The organism is Marinobacter sp. F4218 (assembly GCF_019443085.1).
Taxonomy (GTDB): Bacteria; Pseudomonadota; Gammaproteobacteria; order Pseudomonadales; family Oleiphilaceae; genus Marinobacter; species Marinobacter albus.
In genome coordinates this window covers 2229103-2248494 of sequence record NZ_JAHZIL010000003.1, presented here as the reverse complement: position 1 = coordinate 2248494, position 19392 = coordinate 2229103, and the positions used below count along the sequence as shown (strand labels likewise).

The 19392-nt window shown below is 60.7% G+C and carries 14 protein-coding genes; 12 read left to right on the top strand and 2 right to left on the bottom strand.

Features of this window, described 5'->3' with window-relative positions; translation table 11 throughout:
* The first annotated feature begins 8 nt into the window (after positions 1 to 8).
* The 5 genes from K0B93_RS14265 to K0B93_RS14245 are packed head-to-tail and all read left to right on the top strand — an operon-like array spanning position 9 to position 5193.
* Positions 9 to 956, top strand: coding sequence for a DUF58 domain-containing protein (locus K0B93_RS14265; protein WP_219867829.1), 948 nt, complete (start codon positions 9 to 11; stop codon positions 954 to 956).
* Complete coding sequence (locus tag K0B93_RS14260) at positions 953 to 1447, top strand: DUF4381 domain-containing protein (protein ID WP_219867828.1); 495 nt, start codon at positions 953 to 955, stop codon at positions 1445 to 1447. Before K0B93_RS14265 ends, K0B93_RS14260 begins: the two co-directional genes overlap by 4 nt.
* Positions 1434 to 2441, top strand: coding sequence for a VWA domain-containing protein (locus tag K0B93_RS14255; RefSeq protein ID WP_219867827.1), 1008 nt, complete (start codon positions 1434 to 1436; stop codon positions 2439 to 2441). Before K0B93_RS14260 ends, K0B93_RS14255 begins: the two co-directional genes overlap by 14 nt.
* Positions 2438 to 3931 carry a VWA domain-containing protein gene (locus K0B93_RS14250; RefSeq protein WP_219867826.1) on the top strand — a complete coding sequence of 498 codons (1494 nt, stop codon included), beginning with the start codon at positions 2438 to 2440 and terminating at the stop codon, positions 3929 to 3931. Before K0B93_RS14255 ends, K0B93_RS14250 begins: the two co-directional genes overlap by 4 nt.
* Positions 3928 to 5193, top strand: a complete 1266-nt coding sequence (locus tag K0B93_RS14245) for a BatD family protein (protein ID WP_219867825.1) — start codon at positions 3928 to 3930, stop codon at positions 5191 to 5193. Before K0B93_RS14250 ends, K0B93_RS14245 begins: the two co-directional genes overlap by 4 nt.
* 63 nt (positions 5194 to 5256) lie before the next feature.
* Here K0B93_RS14245 and K0B93_RS14240 read toward each other — a convergent pair whose 3' ends face one another.
* Positions 5257 to 6957 carry a carboxypeptidase regulatory-like domain-containing protein gene (locus K0B93_RS14240; RefSeq protein WP_219867824.1) on the bottom strand — a complete coding sequence of 567 codons (1701 nt, stop codon included), beginning with the start codon at positions 6955 to 6957 and terminating at the stop codon, positions 5257 to 5259.
* A gap of 283 nt (positions 6958 to 7240) precedes the next feature.
* On the opposite strand from K0B93_RS14240, the gene K0B93_RS14235 reads away from it, so the two are divergent.
* Both K0B93_RS14235 and K0B93_RS14230 read left to right on the top strand, forming a co-directional pair.
* Positions 7241 to 8023 carry an SDR family NAD(P)-dependent oxidoreductase gene (locus K0B93_RS14235; RefSeq protein WP_219867823.1) on the top strand — a complete coding sequence of 261 codons (783 nt, stop codon included), beginning with the start codon at positions 7241 to 7243 and terminating at the stop codon, positions 8021 to 8023.
* Positions 8024 to 8057: 34 nt separating this feature from the next.
* Complete coding sequence (locus K0B93_RS14230; protein WP_219867822.1) at positions 8058 to 9047, top strand: NADP-dependent oxidoreductase; 990 nt, start codon at positions 8058 to 8060, stop codon at positions 9045 to 9047.
* Positions 9048 to 9143: 96 nt separating this feature from the next.
* Here K0B93_RS14230 and K0B93_RS14225 read toward each other — a convergent pair whose 3' ends face one another.
* Positions 9144 to 11441 carry a tetratricopeptide repeat protein gene (locus tag K0B93_RS14225; RefSeq protein WP_219867821.1) on the bottom strand — a complete coding sequence of 766 codons (2298 nt, stop codon included), beginning with the start codon at positions 11439 to 11441 and terminating at the stop codon, positions 9144 to 9146.
* A gap of 157 nt (positions 11442 to 11598) precedes the next feature.
* Between K0B93_RS14225 and K0B93_RS14220 the strand changes: the two genes are divergently transcribed.
* The 5 genes from K0B93_RS14220 to K0B93_RS14200 all read left to right on the top strand — a co-directional run bounded on the left by K0B93_RS14220 (position 11599) and on the right by K0B93_RS14200 (position 19352).
* Positions 11599 to 12633, top strand: coding sequence for an AraC family transcriptional regulator (locus tag K0B93_RS14220; protein WP_219867820.1), 1035 nt, complete (start codon positions 11599 to 11601; stop codon positions 12631 to 12633).
* A gap of 108 nt (positions 12634 to 12741) precedes the next feature.
* Positions 12742 to 14364 (top strand): AMP-binding protein, encoded by a 1623-nt coding sequence (locus tag K0B93_RS14215; RefSeq protein ID WP_219867819.1) that lies wholly within the window; start codon positions 12742 to 12744, stop codon positions 14362 to 14364.
* 155 nt (positions 14365 to 14519) lie between these two features.
* Positions 14520 to 16124, top strand: coding sequence for an arylsulfatase (locus tag K0B93_RS14210; RefSeq protein WP_219867818.1), 1605 nt, complete (start codon positions 14520 to 14522; stop codon positions 16122 to 16124).
* 297 nt (positions 16125 to 16421) lie between these two features.
* Complete coding sequence (locus K0B93_RS14205; protein WP_219867817.1) at positions 16422 to 17990, top strand: parallel beta-helix domain-containing protein; 1569 nt, start codon at positions 16422 to 16424, stop codon at positions 17988 to 17990.
* A 75-nt stretch (positions 17991 to 18065) separates the two neighbouring features.
* Positions 18066 to 19352, top strand: coding sequence for an SO2930 family diheme c-type cytochrome (locus K0B93_RS14200; protein ID WP_219867816.1), 1287 nt, complete (start codon positions 18066 to 18068; stop codon positions 19350 to 19352).
* Positions 19353 to 19392 lie beyond the last annotated feature (40 nt).

Here is a 19392-nt window from a genome sequence, read left to right as displayed (position 1 = left end):
GAGCCACCATGATCCAAAGCCGCACTGACAACACCGGCGTCTTCACCACGACAGATCGGCTGATGGCGCTCGAGCCGGAGGGACGACTCCCCGACTTCCATGGCCGCCAGCGTTCAAACAGCCTGCTGGCAGGGCAACACGGCTCAAGGATGCGCGGACGCGGGCTCGACTTCGATGAGCTACGTCGTTACACCAGGGGTGACGATATCCGCCACGTGGACTGGCGTGCCACCCGCAGGGCCGGAACCCCCTTCGTTCGCAGCTTCACCGAGGAACGCGACCGGCCGACCATGATCCTGTGTGATCAACGCATGGATATGCTGTTCGGTTCGTCGCTCCTGCTGAAAGCGACGGCAGCCGCGGAAGTGTCGGCATTGGCAGCGTGGATAGCCTTCCACGCCGGCGACCGGGTCGGTGGCATTGTCTTCAACGATCAGCGCCTTGATACGGTTACGCCACACCGGAGCCGGCGTCGGGTTGCCGATCTACTCACCCGGATAGCCCGTCAAAACCAGGCCTTGCGTGTCGATAACGACGCTCCGCGCAAGGTCGGACAGCTGGACAAGGTCATCTCGGGCTGCCTTGCGAAAGCCTACCATGACCAGACCGTCTGCATCGTCAGCGATTTTGCCGGCATTACGGAACGAACCCTGGGCCTGCTGCAACAACTCTCCTTTCACAATGACGTGCTTGCCATTCAGGTTTACGACCCGCTGGCTGTGACGCTGCCCGACGCCGGAGTGGTAACCGTTGCCGAAGACCAGGTGGAGGTGACCCTCGACCTTGGCCATGCAGGCATCCGAAACAGCGTCACGGATTTTCTAACCGAACGGTTCCGGATCGTCGAGGAGCACCTCACGCGCAGCCGGGTCGCTCATCTGAAAATCAGCACGGGCGAAGCCACTGTGCCCCAACTCCGGCGGGCTCTTGGACTGGTGGGAGCACCGCGTCGATGAGTCTGGTCAGCGATCTGGAACAGCTCCGGGAACTTCCATCCCCGCCCATGCCCTCACTGTGGCCACAGACCTGGGGCTGGGCCCTGGTACTGACCCTGCTGCTGGTCCTGGTCGTGGCCGGCCTGCTTTTCTGGAGACAACGCCGGAAAACCAACGCCTACCGGGACGCGGCACTGGCGGAACTCGACGTCCTGGAAGCACAGTGGCGCCGGGATCCTGTCAGCACTGCGCCACTGAGGGATATACCCGAACTGCTCAAGCGTGCGGTGCTCAACCGTCCGGGAAACCCGGCACCCGAGTTGGCGCGCATGGGAGGCCCGGACTGGCAAGGCGAACTGCAACGCATGGCCGCCACCCCGCTTTCCGAAACCTTTGCCGAATCTCTGGCCGATTTGGCCTACGCCAGTGACGAGACCCTCACGCGCCTGGATGCGGCAGCCGTGATCGCCGAGTGCCGGCAGTGGCTGGAGACCCATCATGATCCAGTTTGATTTTCCCTGGCTCTGGCTGTTGCTGCCCCTACCCCTATTGGCGTACCACGGGTTGCCCGCCTACCGGGCGCCCCATCGGAAACTCCGGGTGCCGTTCACGGTCGCCTTCAAGGATCGGATAGAGCAGAAAGCCAGCCCAATGGCCGCCGGAATCTCCCGGGCCGCCCTCGCCCTGCGTTGGCTGATCTGGGCCCTGCTGCTGACGGCGGCCGCACGGCCGGCCTACCTCGGGCCTCCGATAACGCACATCGAACCCAGGCGCGACCTGGTTCTCGCCATCGACCTGTCCCAATCCATGTCCGAACCCGATGCCACCACCTCGGACGGAGCTGACACCCCGCGGCTGGTCGCGGTCAAGCGGGCCGCCAGCCAGTTCATTAACTGGCGCACGGATGACCGCATCGGACTGGTCGGCTTCGGGGACCGCGCCTTTGCCCTGGCGCCCCCATCCCGGGAACACGATACGCTGCAACAAATCCTGGCAATGACCGAGACCGGCATGGCCGGCGCCAACACCGCGCTCGGCGACGCCATTGGCGTCACCCTGAAACTGCTGGAGCAAAGTGACCGTCCCGACAAACTCCTGATCCTGCTCACCGACGGCAATGACAACCGCAGCCGGCTCGACCCAATACAGGCAGCGCGTATCGCCAACAATCGGGGCCTGACCATCCACACCATTGGCTTTGGCCGGACCGACACAGGGACTGACGATGCCTTGGATGCGCCAACCCTGGCGCGCATTGCAGGGATGACCGGCGGCCAGTCATTTCTCGCGACAGACCGGACGGCGCTGGAGCGGGTCTACAGGACCATCGATGCCATGACACCGCATAACGCGGAAGAACTGAGAGCCCGGCCCCGCCGGGAGTTGTTCTGGATTCCCGTGCTGATCGCTTCGGGGTTACTGCTTCTGCATCTGCTGGCCGATCTGCGGTCATCGCAGGCACAGCCTCAGGCGGGCTGGCGAGAAACGGAGAGGCGCGAGCCATGACGGAATCGATTGCCCAGTTTCATTTTCTGCGCGCCTGGGGCCTGCTGATCACGCTCGCGGGCCTTGCGTTGCTGCCAGCATGCCACATGATCAGCCGCCGCCGGGATGCGCTGAGCCGGATGATTGCGCCGCACCTGCTGCCGCACCTCGCGCTGAACAGCAACAACCAGACACGTTTCCGGCCCCTACATGGTTTCAGCCTGCTGCTGGTGGTAGCCGGGCTGTCGGTTGCCGGGCCCACCTGGGACCGACTGCTGCCGCCCAATTTCGACGACCAGACCCGGGTGACCGTCGTCCTCGACCTGTCCGCATCCATGGCCGACACCGGTACACTGGCTCTGGCCCAGGACCGCATTCAATCACTCGCGGAACGCCGGCCCGGCTGGCACACAGGCCTGATCGGATACGCCCGAAGCGCCCATCGGGTGTTACCCCACAGCCGGGACAGGCAGCTGCTCAGCCTGTATCTCAACTCCCTTGAGGCGGGCATGATTCCGGGCCAGGGACGCAACCTGGCAGCCGCACTGGACCTGGCCACGGCACCATTCGGAGCTGGTGCCGGCCCGCAAACGGTCATCCTGGTTTCCGATAACCTGGCGTCAGCGCAGTTCTCCCCCTCACAAAGTGAGGGTCCGGGTGGACTAAAGGTGCTGGCACTGCTGCCAGAAGAAACCCTGGCCTCCGGCGCAACCCACGCGGTTCTGAACACGCTCTCTGCCGACACCCGAGCCTTCACGACGACGGAGCAGGACGTCCGCTGGCTCGAGCGTCAGGTCCAGACCCATTTCCAGCGTCAACAGAACCTTGATGACACACTCAAGTGGCGCGACTACGGCTACTGGCTGGTCTGGCCTGCCCTGCTGCTGGCCCTGGTGTCCATGCGCAAGGGTTGGAACCTTCAGTGGTGCCTGGTCGCCCTGCCACTGCTGATGGCTCCGGCGCCACCGGCCAACGCGGACGCTCTGGCCAATGCGTTTCTGACACCGGACCAGCAGGGGCGGCTGGCATTCGAAGCCGGAGACTACGCAGACGCTGCGCGACTGTTCCGCGATCCTTACCTGCGAGGCCTGGCGGCCTACCGCGCTGCCGATTTCGAGACCGCCATCGAGAGTTTCAGCCAACTGGATTCACCCCGGGCCTGGTTTTACCTTGGCAACAGTTACGCCCGGCAACTGGAACTGGGAAAGGCCAAGGTCGCCTTTGAAACGGCACTTGAGAAAGATCCCGGGCTGGAGGCTGCCAGGGCCAACCTCAGGCTCGTCGAAAAGATCTCGGAAGATCTCAATGAAGGCCGGACAAAAGCGCCGGATATTGGCGCTGACGCCGTCCGGTTCGACAAGCAATCCGGTCAGGGAGTGAGCACCAGAATCCAGGGGCAGGAGGCCATCACCGACGCGATCTGGCTGGAGAACCTGAACACCTCGGTCACGGACTTCCTGAAACGTAAGTTCGCTGCGGAGCAGCGCAACCAGACCGGAGAACAGCCATGAGAGTGCCGGGAAAGCCGGTACTCGCCGCTATACTCGTTTCCCATCTGGCGGGTCACACTCTGGCCGCGGAAGTGAGGATTGAGACCCGGCTGGTTCCGGATGCCGACATCCGCTCCGGCCAATCGGTCTCCTACGAAGTGGATGTCCTGACCGACACCTGGCTGACCGGTACCCCGGAATTCCGGCCGCTGGAGGTCGCAGGCGCCTTGGTGTCTTTCCAGGGCAGCCAGGGCCGGAGCATTCAGCGCACGATCGAGGGCAAGCGCTATTTCGGCGTCACCTACAGCTATCGCCTGATTCCCCTGGACCCGGGCGTCACGACACTGCCGTCATTTCGCATCAAGGCCCCGGTGGGTCAGGAAGATGCCCCGGTTGCCGTGACCACCCCGGAGCGTTCGTTTGCCGTTCAGCCACTCCCGGCCGTCGAGTCTGCCGACATTTCACTTCTGGCGGCGGACGTCCAATTGAGCCAGAGCCTCAGCACGACCGGCGGCGGCATCGCCGCCGGCCACCCCGTCGTTCGGGAAATTCGGGTACGGGCCCATCAGGCCCTGGCGCTGTCCATCCCTCCCCTGACTTCTTCCTCATCCGGTGAGGCAGTGGGCACTCGCCTGCCGGCAGACATTCGCCCGATCACCGACGAAGGCGGCTCGATCACCGGCGGGGAGCGCATCGAGCGCATCCGCTACAGCCCTGACCAAGCAGGGACTTATAGACTGCCGGCCCTCTCACTCACCTGGTGGGACATTGACGATGACAGGATCCGGCAGTCGACGTTACCGGCTCTGCCGATCGAGGTCCTGCCCGGAGCCGGCCCATCGGAAACCCGGTTTCCGACAAGCTGGCTCCTTGTCATCCTGGCCGCTGGGGCATCGATGGCGATCCTGACAGGCTACCGGCGGACAATCCGCTCGCGCACAGGACACTTAATCAGGCGGGTTCGCCGCCGGTGGCTGAATTCCCTGCCCGGACAAAAGCAGGCCGCCATCCGACAGCTCAGGGGAACGCCCAGAGAACTGACGGAGCTTTTCCGGCTCGCGGACAAACGGACCGGCGCTCATTCTCTGCGCGGCTGCCCCCAGGAGTCCCGGCAGCGAGAAGCCCTGATGACAGGCATTGCCGAATACTACGCCCCCCGCCCGGAACCGGAAACGAGCACCCGCAGACTGATCCCGCTGATACGAAAGATCAAAAGCGACCCCCGGACCGACCGTGGCCCACGCCCCGCGCAACTCCCACCTCTCAACCCCCGTCAACGATAAAAAAGCCCGGACCAAACGGCCCGGGCGAAAAAGGGAGCACAACAACAAGGGGTTCCTTCTGGTTCAACGGCGGTAGTTCGGATCCAGGCACATCAACACACCGGTAAATTCTTCCAGGGCCTGGACCGGAATCGGGTTATTGGTCATGCAGGCCCAACCTTCTTCCGTGAAAGTGACGTCCCGGGTGTAGGTGCCACGCAGGGGTGCCGGGTAGGCGATGAATCTCTCCTGCTCAGGATCAAACCGGTAAATATGGTCTGTCATGGTCTCATTGACCCAGACATCCCCGGTTTTCGGCGCAATGTTCAGGGAATAGGGACCTGGACGGGCGTCCGGCGCAAATTCCGGCATTTCGTAGACCTTCATATCCATGGTTTTGGTATCGATACGCGCGATCTCACCGTGACCGTAACCGGTCTGCCAGAGGATGCCATCCTCGGCAAAACGCAAACGGCGCGGGCCGAACACCGGGGATTCAATCTCGGTCACTTCCAGGGTGTCCGGGTCGATCCGGCCGATGCGGTTACCCCAGAGCCGGCTGTACCAGATCGAACCATCGAGCGTACTGACCGCCACCCCATAGGTCAGAACCGACGGCGTGATGGCCACCGGGCGCGGCTCCGGCAAATCGATCAGGGTGACTTCCTGGCTTTTTGGATCCAGTCGCCCAATCTGCTCGGTACCAACCACACTGAACCAGAGGATGCCTTTTCTATCCACGCGAATGGTGTGCGGGTAGGGCGCGTTGCCCGGCAGCGGGATCTTCTGTTCCCACGCATTGGTTTCCGGGTTGAACACACCGATGGAGGCGGAGTAGGAATTGGTCACGTACAGCTTGCCATCGTGGCCTTCGGCCAGTGAATGCGGGCCGTGGCGCACGTTGACCTTGTTCATCGCCGGCGGAACACCCAGCACCGTGAAGATGCCACCCAGCGGCATACCTTGCTCCGGATGCGGTACAAACTCCGTCTCGCCCTTCTCCAGGTTGGTAACGTACATGCCATCGGCAAACTGATCCACGGTGTAGACCAGGCCGTTTTCCGAGTGCACATAGGCATCGTGCGGCACACCGGAACTGGGCAACTGGTACTCGTAGACCTTGGTGTGGGCTAACGCGTCATCGAACGGGAATTCCGGTCGCATTTCCGTGGGCTTGCCATCAAACCCCTCCGCAAAGATCTCAGCCCGGCGGCGGTCCTTCTCGGTAATGTCCATGGCGCCCATGTAGGCGTGCATACGCTGCACCGTTTGCTGCCAGGACTCCGCCGGGCGAACGGTACGGGTAAAGGGATTGCCCAGCTGGTGACAGGACAGGCACTCGAGCTGGAACTTATCCCGGGTAAATGGCTCGTCTTCGCCGGTATCGAACGGCAACTCGTTAAAATGATACGACGCCGCCAGACTCTCCGAGACTTCACGATCCGCGTCGAGCGCGGTCATACGGACATCTTTACCAAGGCTTGCTGAAGCATCAGGCAGAACGATCTGTTCCTCGTGATCGGCGAAGTAATGGGCGCGAAACCTCAGGCGGAGTTCGCCTTGCAGGTCCGTTTCCAATACATATTCGCCCCTGGCATCACTGTAAACAGACTCGGAGATTCCCGCTTGCACGTCCGTCAGTCGAATGATGGCACCGGCGATCGCGTCGCCGTCGGCACTGGTCAGTTTGCCGGACACGGTTCCCGCGGACACAGGGGAAGCGGCAAACAGCATGGCCGAGATTACGACCGCGTTCGCGACGGCCTTATTGTTTCTTGTAGTCATAACGCTCTCCGTCAATGGATCTCGAGCCGGGCATAACGAAACCATCGCAGCCCAGATCGCCTTATCCTAGGTCGAAGCGCAATCGATCATTTAACCCATCGCGAACAATTCTTGTTTTTTCACGCCAAACCATACCCTGGCATTTTTTATCAAGCTTTAGGCGCCCTTTATCACTTCTCTGTGTGTTTCCCGCTGTACAACTACCGCTACCCCTATCCGTCCCCCGCTTTGATTCGGGGAGTCCCGGATAACGAATAGTCAAACAACAGATGGGTAAACAGACATGCTTCAAAACAAGAAAACCATTATTACCGGTGGCGCCTCCGGAATCGGAGAACAGGCGGTTCGCCTGTTCCACGAGAACGGCGCGAAGGTGATCATCGCCGACATGAATGAAGACAACGGCACGGCACTGGCTAACGAACTGGGCGAAGGCGTGTCCTTCATCAAGGTCGACCTGAGCATTCCGCAAGAGATCGAGCAGATGATCGCCTCGGCTGTTGAGACTCTGGGCGGCCTGGACATTCTGATCAATAACGCCGGCTTCGGAACCTACGGGCGCACCCATCTGATTGAGCCGGAAACCTGGTACAAGGTGATGGAGGTCAACCTCAATGCCCTGTTCCACACCTGCCGGCACGCCATTCCCCACCTGATGAAAAATGGCGGCAACATCATCAACACCGCGTCTGTCTCCGGCACCCGCGCCGATTACGGATTCAACGCTTATGCCGCGGCCAAAGGCGGGGTAATCAACTACACCCGCAACCTGGCGCTGGATTACGCGACGGACAACATCCGGGTTAACAGCATCAGCCCCGGGCTGATCAAAACGCCGTTGACCGGCCCGCTGACGGGCCAGCCGGACGCGTACCGGGAATACATGCACAACATTCCGATGAGCCGCGCGGGCGAGCCGCAGGAAATTGCCAAGGTGATGCTGTTTCTGGCCTCGGACCTGGCCAGTTTCGTCACGGGCCAGAACATCTGCGTCGACGGGGGGGCTTCCGCCTGGAACGGCCAACCCCGCTTCACCGAGATTTTCGGTGACGTCACCATCCCCTAACGCCGACATCAACGATTTCAGGAGTCCTTCAGACATGACATTCAAAGCGTACAAACTGGCGAAACGCCCGACCGGAAAATTCACCGACGACTGTTTCCAGGCGATTGAACTCGAGACCCCGAAACTCGAGAAAGGCGACTTCCTGGTCAAACAGACCCACATGTCGCTGGACCCGGCCATGCGGACTTGGGTTCAGGACAACGAGGACAGCTACATCGAGCCGGTTCGCCCGGGTGACATCATGCGTTCCTATGGCGTGGGCGAGGTGGTTGAATCTGAGAATCCGGACTATCCGGTGGGTGCCCGCGTCGTCGGCATCACCGGCTGGGCGGAGTACACCCTGGGCGGTGAGGACATGCAGGTGGTCGACAAGTCCGTCGATGTGCAGGCGCTCCTGTCGGTACTTTACGTCCCGGGTTTCACCGCCTATGTCGGCCTGATGAAGATCGGCCGCCCGGTCAAGGGCGAAACCATGGTGGTCAGTGGCGCCGCCGGCTCCGTCGGCTCCCTCGTGGGCCAGATGGGCAAGGCCGAGGGCCTGCGCGTCATCGGTGTCGCCGGCAGTGACGAGAAGTGCCGTTGGCTGGAAGAGGAACTCGGCTTCGACAAGGCTCTCAACTACAAGGATGCGGACCTTGAGGAACAGTTGGCCGCTGCCACGCCGGATGGTATCGACCTTTACTTCGAGAATACCGGCGGTCCGATCCAGCACATGGTGTTCAACCGGATGAATCGCCTCGGCAAGATTGTCGTGTGCGGCAACATCGCCGAGTACACCAACGAAGTTCCGAACCCCGGTCCAAGCTGGGTGGACATCAACCTGAAAGCACTGAGGGTCGAGGGCTTCGTAATCACGGATCACTACGACAAGGTCGATGAGTCCATGGGGGCGATGATGAACTACCTCCAGAACGGCCAGATCAAATTCCGCAGTCATGTACTTCAGGGGCTCGACAGTGCCGTGGAAGGGGTTCAGCTCCTGTTCTCGGGCCAGAATCAGGGCAAGCTGTTTGTCGAGCTCTGATGTGAGGGGATTGACCTAACCTCGGCGATCTGATGACCCCAAAGCCCACCCTCGGTGGGCTTTTTTATTGGCAGCCGGAGTTCCAACGTCTTCCCTTCAGCCGCCAACGCGAGCCGAGAGATCGCGTATCAGCCGATCAACCTGTTGATCATTCGGGTGCGCCGCCTTCAGTTTGCGGGCGAACGCCAGCGCTTCTGACAGATGCCCCTGCTGAAGTTTCAGATAGATCATGGCGCTCAGAAGTCCGTGGTCCTCGGGATGACGCGCCAGCGCCTGACCAAGAACCTGTTCCGCCTCCGGCACCTTGCCCATCTGCGCAAGAACGAGGCCATGGTTGTACGCAACCCGGGGGTTGCCCGGATTAAGCGCACCGGCCTGCTCGAAGCGTGGAAGGGCTTCGGATGGACGCTTCTCTTCGACCAGCGCAAGCGCCAGCAGGTAGGCCAGATGCCCCCGGTCTGCGTCAGGCAGCCCATCAAGCTCCGCCCCCTCCGTCAGCATCTCAACGGCCAGTCCGATCCGGCCCTGTTCGCTGGCAAGCGTCGCCAGGTTGACCCGGGCCGGAACAAACAGCGGATCCATTGCCAGCGCCCGTCGGTACTGGGCGATGGCCTCATCGGGTCGGCCCTCCCGCTGCAGGTAGGTGGCAAGGTTCAGGCGATTGCCGGGCAGCGTCGCCAGCGCTCGCAGCCTCTGCTCATAATCCGCTTTCAGTGCCGCGATCCGGGCCCGGTCCTGGTCCGGAAGGGTCGACAGATCGACACCCGCCAGCGACCTCAGCGCCTGATCCCGCACCGCTACCGCCTGATCCTCTGCCAGCTGTTTACGCAGCCAGTTCACCCGATCGGAGGCAGGCAGTTGTGCCACGCTGTTGGCCGCATACGCCTGGACCAGGGGATCATCGGTCAGCAGACCGGTACGCAGCGCGGATCCGGCCCGTGGCCCAAAGTCGCCGAGATGCTCCGCCGCTGTGGCCCGGGCGATGGCCGGTGCACCGGTATCACGGATCAGTGCCGCCAGACGGATGAAGCCATCGGCTTCGGCCCGCCGGAAGGCGCTCAGGGCGTTGGCGAAATGCGGGGGGCGTCGGGGCGATTCGAACCAGTCATCAATGGCAGCCACCGCCCAGTCGGCACTCTTGTCATCGTGGCAATCGTTACAGGCATTGGGGCTGCCAGTCGTCAGAGTCAGGTCCGGCCGGGGAATCCGGAAGCTGTGGTCACGGCGCGGATCGACCTCCATGTAGGTTTTGTCCGGCATATGGCAATTCACACACTGGGCGCCCTCGGAATCCGCCGGATGCCGGTGATGGCTGCGGTCATCATAATCGCCGGCGGCGAGCTGGGGAAAACGTTCGGGGGGCGAGGCATTGTGGCATTGCAGACACAAGCCATTGCCCTCCACCAGAAGTTCGGTGGTGTGGGGATCATGACAGTCCAGGCAATCCACTCCGGCCGCCGCCATCTTGCTCTGGACAAAGGAGCCGTACACGTAGACCTCGCCCTGGATCTGGCCATCGGCGTGATAGAGATCGGGCCGCAGTGTCGCCGGCAGCGCCTTGTCAAAATAGGGCTCCTGAACGTGCTGGCCATCCTTCAGGCTCTGCCGCCGGCTATGGCAGAAAGCGCAAGTCTCAACCACTTCCGGCCCCGCCAGGGCATCGAAATCAATCTTGAGGCCGTTGCCTTCGTTCCTCGGGTACTCGCCGGGGTCATCAGATTTCGTCCGTGCCCAATCGACGTGATCCTGGCCGGGGCCGTGACAGCCCTGGCAACCGACATTCTGTTCCTGCCAGGTGGTGGCAAAGCTGTCGGTTTGCGCGTCGTAGTTCATGCTCAGATAGGTGGAGTGGCAGTCCGCGCACATGGCGTTCCAGTTCTGGTAACGCCCGGTCCAGTGCAGGGCATCGTCCGGCGCAAAGCGCTCCCCCGGATACAGGGAAAACCAGCGCTGGCCGCCTTCGTCCCGGGTCCGGGTATCCCAGGCGATGGTTAACGCCTGCAACCGACCGCCGGGAAACGCCACCAGGTATTGTTGCAGCGGGAAATGACCGAAGGTGTAGGCGATGCGGAACTGCCCGGGCTTCCCGTCCTCACCTTCGGTCTCGACCCAGTAGTCGCCATCACGTTGGAAAAAGCGGGCGGTGACGGCGCCATCGCTGAACGTCCTGTCGCCGAAGTCACCAAGCACCGATGTGCTGCTGGCCGGGTGCATGGCCCAGGCGTGGTCGGAGTCGGACCAGGCATGTTGCTCTTTTTGATGACAGCTGGCGCAGGTACCTTCGGCAACATAGCCCTGGTCTTCTGCAGACGGTCCCGGCAAGGCTTCGGAGACAACCAACCCCGGCGTCAGAAGCGCCACGACAATGACAACCAAAACCGAAATGAAGGGCATTCAGCGAATTCCTTTTCAACACCTTGCAGGCAAAGCTAAAGCTCAAGGCTAGCAGATAATTCCGGCCAGCCGGAATAATGATGGGTCTGGCACGCTGGCCTTAGGAATTCCCGCTACCCTGATATATGAGTCTCTCAGCCCCGGAAGGTGAGAACCCATGACTGGAACCACCCTGATCCGAGCCAGTGCCATGATGGGCATCCCGGAAACCATCCGGGAACTGGGCGGCGACCCGAAGTCGCTGCTGGGGCAGTTCAATCTGCGCGAGGATTTGATCAACAATCCGAAGCAGATGATGCCCTACAGCAACCTGACTCAACTGATGGAGCAGGCCGCCCGGGAACTCGACTGCAAGGATTTCGGCCTCAGGGTGGGCCTCCGTCAGGGCATGGGCGTACTGGGCCCCATCGCCGTGATCGCCCAGAATTCATCGAACACCGAACAGGCTCTCCGGCACATCATCAAGTACATGGCCTACCACAGCCCGGGCGTTCGCCTGGCACTCGATCCGGTGATACCGGGCAACGTTGCCACCCTGCACTTTGACATAGCCCTGGAGCAGGCGCCCATCCGGAGCCAGACCGTGGAGTTGAGCCTGGTCCTGGCCAAACAGGTCATCGGCGTGCTCGCCGGCCCCGGCTTCCGCCCGACGCAGATACGTTTTCGCCATGCCAGGCAGGCGCGCGCTGCCCGGTACCGCTCGATCTTCCAGTGCCCGGTGCATTTCAACAGGCCCGGCAATGCCCTCTGTCTTTCCGCCGACGACTTGCAGCGCCCCATTGAGCAATCCGATGCCGTGCTTCGCCAGGTCATGGAAGATTACGTTCGGCAAACGCTGGCCCAGACCTCGGCCTCCCTCAGCGCCAATGTACGTTCCCTTGTTATCTCACTTCTGCCCATGGGACAGCGCTGCACCATCTCGCTGGTCGCCCGGCATCTTGCTCTCCATGAACGAACGCTTCAGCGAGCCCTGAAACGTGAGGGCGTGGTGTTCGAAGAACTGGTGGATGACATTCGGCGAGAGCTGACGTCGGACTACCTGAGCGAACCCGGCATGGCCATGAGCCAGGTGGCCGGCCTGTTGGGGTACCGCCAGCAAAGCTCGTTCAACCGCGCCTGCTTTCGATGGTTTGGCCAGTCTCCCAGGGCCATGCGTGACTCCCTGACCTCAGGTGACAAAAATCTGTCGTGAAAAGCGAAATTTCTGCGCCTTCCGACGGGCCATTATAACTGCCTGCTCAAGGCAACCTTCCTGACGCTTCTTTCTTCTGACAGATTTGAACAAACACTGGATTTTACGATGACCCAACCCTGGCTCGAACACTACCCAGAGGGTACTCCGCGTTCAATTGATCCCAATGCTTTCGGCTCCATCAATGACCTGTTCCGGCAGGCAGTGGCCCGGTTTCCAAAACACCAGGCCGTCGAATGCTTTGGCATGACATTGACCTACCGGGAGTTGGACATCCTGTCGGATGCCGTCGCAGTCAGCCTGCAGCAGGACCTCGGCGTTCGAAAGGGCGACCGCATTGCACTGATGAGCCCCAACCTGTTTGCCTACCCGATTGTCATGCTCGGCATCCTCAAAGCGGGCGGTGTGCAGGTTAACGTCAACCCGCTCTACACCCCTCGGGAACTGGCGCACCAGCTCAACGATTCCGGCGCCAGACACATTTTTATATTCGACGGCGCCACACCGGCCCTGGCGGAAATCCGGGCCCAGACACCCCTGGATTCGGCCATCACCATCAGTCCCGGCGATGGCGCGGGCGCCAGTCTGCTCAGCCCCGGCATCGCAGAGAACCTCGGCCAACACCGGACCCTGCAAAGCCTGCTGTCAAAGTACAGGGGCCAGAAGCCTGAACCGGTGGAGATCAACGCAGAGGATGTGCTGTTTCTGCAGTACACCGGTGGCACCACGGGACCGTCCAAAGGGGCAACGCTGACCCACCGTAATCTGATCGCCAATACCCTTCAGTTCCGGGCCTTTATGCCGGATGCCAACACGCCGGGCAAGGAATGCGTGGTTCTGGCCCTGCCGATGTACCACATCTTTGGCCTGATGATATTCGTGGCCTATGCGGCGATCGGCGCCAAAGCGATCCTGATTCCCAATCCGCGGGATATGGATGCGTTCATTCGAGCAATCTGGAATTCACGCTTTTCCGTGATCGGGGGCGTGAACACCCTCTTTACCAGCATGACCCGGCATCCGGATTTCAAAATCATCGATTTTTCGGCCTGCAAGGCGGCCTTTGGCGGCGGCTCCAAGATTTTCGCCAGCACCTCGGCGCGTTGGAAAGCTGCCTCCGGCAATCACATTGTGGAAGGCTTCGGTCTCTCTGAAACCAGCCCGATACTCACTCTTAACCTGCTTGATAACCTGCAGTTCAGCGGCACCGTGGGGTATCCCGTGCCGTCCACGGACATCAAGATCCTGGGTCCGGATGACCAGCCGCTTCCGCCGGGCGAAGCTGGCGAGCTCTGTGCCAGAGGCCCCCAGATCATGAAAGGGTACTGGCAGCGAGCGGACGCCACCCGCGAGGCTTTTACCGACGATGGCTACTTTCGGACCGGTGATATCGCAGTAATGCACGAGGACGGTCAGTTCGAGATAGTCGATCGCAAAAAGGACATGCTGATCGTCTCCGGTTTCAACGTCTATCCCAACGAAATTGAAAGCCTCGTGTGCGAACTGGACAGCGTAGGCGAGGCGGCCTGCGTTGGTGTGCCGGATGAGAAAACCGGTGAGCGGGTGCGCTTGTTTGTCTCGCCATCCGGCTCAGGCGACTTCAACCTCGGCCAGATCATCGAACACTGCCGGGCCAATCTTGCCGCCTACAAGGTGCCGAAAGAAGTCATTCGGCTTGAGGAGATTCCCAAGTCCAACGTTGGCAAGATCCTGCGCAAGGACCTGCGCTAGCGACCCGCTTCGGTGTCGGTAATACGATTCACTGCTACCCTCGTATTAGTCAGGAATCATACCTTGTATGAGGCGAGGCTCCGTCGCAAGGAGTTCGGCGACCGAGGAGCAGCGCGCAACCCGTCTGTTAAATTGGATTTAATGGAGCGCTTCATATGAACCAGACCCACCGTTTTTGGAATCTGCTGGCGACCTGCCTGGTCGCACTTACCTTGTCCATCCTCTCCGCAGGAGCCGCCTACGCCCAAACCGACCGCCCCAACATACTGGTGATCTGGGGGGACGACATAGGCTGGCAGAATCTCAGTGCCTACGGCCTCAGCACCATGGGCTACAGGACCCCCAATATTGATCGGATTGGCATGGAAGGCATCCGCTTTACCGATCACTACGCCCAGCCTTCGTGTACGGCGGGCCGCGCCGCCTTCATTACCGGGCAGTATCCGATCCGGTCTGGCATGACCACGGTCGGTCAGCCGGGCGATTCCCTCGGGCTGCAGGAGGCATCGCCTTCCCTCGCCGAGGTGCTGAAAGCCGAGGGCTACGCCACCGGGCACTTTGGTAAGAATCACCTCGGTGACCGAAACGAACATCTGCCCACCGCCCATGGCTTTGACGAATTCTTCGGCAACCTCTATCACCTGAACACCCAGGAAGAGGCCGAACAGCGTGACTACCAGCGCTTCGGCGAAGCTTACTCGGGCGACCTGGACGCGTATGAAAAGAAATTCGGGACCCGTGGCGTGATCCACTCGTTTGCCACGGATACTGTGGACGAGACCGTGGACCCCCGATTTGGAAAGGTAGGCAAACAAAGAATTGAGGATACCGGCCCGCTCACCCAGGAACGGATGAAAAACTTCGACGCGGGCGAAGTGATTCCCAAAGCCGAAGACTTCATGAAGACCGCCAAGGAGGAGGGTAAACCCTTTTTCGTCTGGCTCAATACCAGCCGGATGCATCTGTACACCCGGCTGAACGATGAGTGGCGCTACGCCGCGGAAGAGTACACCTCTGAAGCCGACTATCACGGCTCCGGCATGCTCCAGCATGACCACGACATCGGGCTTGTACTCGATTTCCTGAAACAGAACGGCCTAGATGAAAACACCATCATCTGGTATTCCACGGACAACGGCCCGGAACACAGCTCCTGGCCTCATGGTGCCACCACCCCCTTCCGGGGCGAGAAAATGACAACCTACGAGGGCGGCATTCGGGTGCCTTCCATGATTCGCTGGCCCGGCGTTATCGAGCCAGGACAGAAACTCAATGGTATCCAGGGGCACCAGGACATGTTCACCAGTCTTGCCGCAGCCGCGGGTGTGGATGACGTGGCCCAACGGATGATGGAGGAGAAGGAACAGTACATCGACGGAGTGAACAACCTCCCCTACTGGAAGGGTGACGCCGAGCACTCGGCGCGTGATCACATCTTCCACTATTACGAGTCCAAGTTAACCGCCGTGCGCATGGGGCCGTGGAAATTCCACTTCTCCACCAAGGAAGACTATTACGCCAACCTGGTTCCCCGCACGGTACCGCTGGTGTTCAATATCCGGATGGATCCCTTCGAAAGCTATGACAGCCCGGATGCCTATGGTCACCTGATGCAGAAAGTGTCCTGGCTGATTCAGCCCATGGGCGAACTGATGGGGCAGCACCTCAAGACCCTGGCCGAATACCCGCCCGTGCAGGGCGGCAAATCCTTTGACATGTCGAACGTCGTCGAAGATTTCATAAACAAGGGCATGCAATAAAAGCGACAGGCCGGCTGGAAACAGCCGGCCTCCTTCCCCTCTTCTCAACGGCGTCACTCCCGGCAAACAGGCTGAAAGACGCTGGTCAAAACCTGTAATTGCACGATTCGCACACCGTCTTCGGAACGCCCAACCGCTGTGCCCAGCCCCTTGTTTTCGCGGCCTTTCATAGTTTGCACAGTGCCTTCCACGATTCGACCACCTGATTATATGGAACCATTCCCACGGCCCGTTTAGCGTCATGCTGGTGGCTGATTGCGGCCAAAGAATTCAAACAAGAACCGTAGGGAGTTGTTTATGTGGACATTGCCCGGCCGTAAAGGCCTGCTTTCGGTCGCTGTGTTATCTGGCAGCCTATTCATCTCAGGCTGCGGGGACGACGGCAAAGACGGTGCGCCCGGACCTGCGGGCTCGGATGGCTCGAATGCCTCGGCCCAGAGCACGACCACAACCACCTCGGGCTTTGCGATTCCCGGGGACGCTATTTTCGTCGCCGCAGACGCACAGCCCGGCGATGACATTACCGAGGCCCTTTTGCTTGCCCTGTTCAACGTTCCGGACGATGCCACCGTGGTGTTGCCAAAGGGCCGCTTCACCGTTTCTGAAACGATTACCATCAACAGCGCCAGTGGGCTGATTCTGACCGGTCACGGCATCAACGAAACCATCCTCGACTTCTCTAACGCCGACGGCGACGACGCCATCCGCTTCGAGGGCGGTACTGATATCACCATCCGTGACCTGGGGGTGTATGAAGCCCGCAAAAACGGCATCAAGACGATCAGCGCCAACGGTGTTCACATGACCTACACCGCCACCGTATGGGAAGGCGAACTGGCCTCCGACAACGGCGCCTACGGCCTGTATCCGCTGCAGAGCCAGAATGTGTTGCTGGAAAACAACTACGCCTATGGCTCCGCAGACGCGGGCATCTACGTGGGACAGTCCAACAACATCGTGATCCGGGACAACAGCGCGATCAACAACGTCGCCGGTATCGAAATCGAAAACTCCACCATGGCCGATGTGTACAACAACCTGGCGGCCGGCAACACCGGCGGTATTCTGGCCTTTGACCTGCCAGGGCTGGAACAGGCGTACGGCGGCAACATCCGGATCTTCAACAACACGGTCTATGCCAACAACGCCGAGAACGTGGGCAGTGGCGCCGTGGGCATTGTGCCGCCTGGCACCGGTGTTCTTGTTTATGCCACCAGCGACGTGGAAATCTACAACAACCAGATCACCGATAACGAAACCACGGCCATTGCCATCGCCAGCTATTTCCTGGCCGATGACGACGTGGCGAACTACCCGGCCAACTACGGTGCGACCATGACCAGGGGCTGGAGCCCACTGGTGAAGAATGTGTATATGCACAACAACACCATCGCCCGGAACGGCGCGGATCCCCGGGGAGCGCTTATCCAGGACATTGTTGATGGCTATACCCTGATGCTGGGGGAAACCATGCCAGCCATCTTGTACGGCGGTATTGGTGAGCTCCTCTCCAACGCCGGGGCAATCGCAGGCTTTGATGGCCTTGTCGGCCCTGAAGCAGCCGCCGACGGAGTCGACTACGACGCCTATGCCAGTGGCGACCTGATCTGCGCCAACAGCAACGTGAACGGCAACCCAGCCCCGGACTATGAAAATGTGAATACCGGTCTGGTCTACGATCCCACCGGGGCGACGACATCCTACGTGGACGGCGCGCCCCAACCCAGCCTGCTGATCGATCAGATGGTGAACAACACCTACCTGGCCTGTGTCCAGAATCGGCTCCCGCCCGCGTCCGTCAACTTCAAGAACAATATCTACGGTTGTGCGGGTGATGACCTCGCCGAGCACGCCTGTTCGCTCTGATCTTCAACCCATCCGACAACGTGAGGGCCGACTCGTTCGGCCTTCACGGCAAGCCAACGTACGAGAGTCTGTGCGATGACAACCTACAAGAACACACTCAAATACTGGATCACCGGTGTAACCGCTGCCCTGACCTTATCGGCCTGCGGCGGCGGTGGTGGCTCCAATAGCGAAACCGGTGCCGGGACGGGAGCGACCGGCTCGGCCTTGAATGCCGGCGCGGGCGCACCTTCCGGAACGCAGGGGGACTGTAATGCGGATACCCAGGGCGTGAACTGGGATGCCCTGATGACCCAAACCTGCCGAAACCTGTCCGACTACGGATTGTTCCAGAACCCGACCGATCCCACCGCCAACCCCTCGACGGGTGGCGTTCCCTACGATCTGTCGACGGCCCTGTTCACCGATTACACCTCCAAGTACCGGTTTGTGTTCATACCGGAGGGCAAAGCAGCCAACTACACCGCTAACGAGGTTCTGGAGTTTCCCGTTGGCACGGTGATTACCAAAACCTTTGCCCTGCCCGAGAACACAGCCTTTCGCGACGGCGCCGAGACAGTCATCGAAACCCGGCTACTGATCCACCGTGAAAACGGCTGGCTAGCAATCCCTTACTACTGGTCAAGCGGGGAGGATGCGACGATTGCCATCTCCGGCAAATCCATCCCGGACATGACCACGAACCACAACGGCGCGGATATCACTTTTACCTACTCGGTACCAACGGCATCAGACTGCACCTCGTGCCATTCGGTCGTGCCGGTGCTTCAGAGCGCCGACGACAAGCGGGAACCCATCTTCCTTCCGATCGGCCCCAAGGCGAGGTACCTCAACCACGACTATGACTATGCCGGCGCCGTCTACAACCAGTTGGCTTACTGGGCAGAGGGCGGCATCCTGACCGGGCTGCCAGCCGACATGCAGTCCGTGACCAAAGCGCCAGTGTTCAACGATCTGACCACGGTCAGTGCGCTCAACGACGAACAGCTGATGGATACGGCGAAGGCCTACCTGGATATTAACTGTGCCCATTGCCATCGCTCGGGCCTGACGCTGCCGGAAAACTATGCCGGGGCGGCCGGCGGAAGCGGGTTACAGGTTGAGTACAACCGAACGTACGCCGATGATCCCGGCAAGTTTGGTACCTGCAAAACGCCGGTGGCGGGAGGGCATCCGGATTATTCCGCGGATGTGGTTCCCCAGGACGCCGGGGATTCCTATCTGCTGTTCCGGATTTCCACCAATGACAACCGGCATCGGATGCCGGAGCTTGGACGGTCCGTGGTGCATCAGGAGGGGGTCGAGCTGATCAAAAGCTGGATAAACTTCCTGCCCGCGGCGAGCTGTTCGCCACCCGCCTGACGTTCATTGGCGCAAAAAAAGCCCGGCGAGGAAGCTCCCC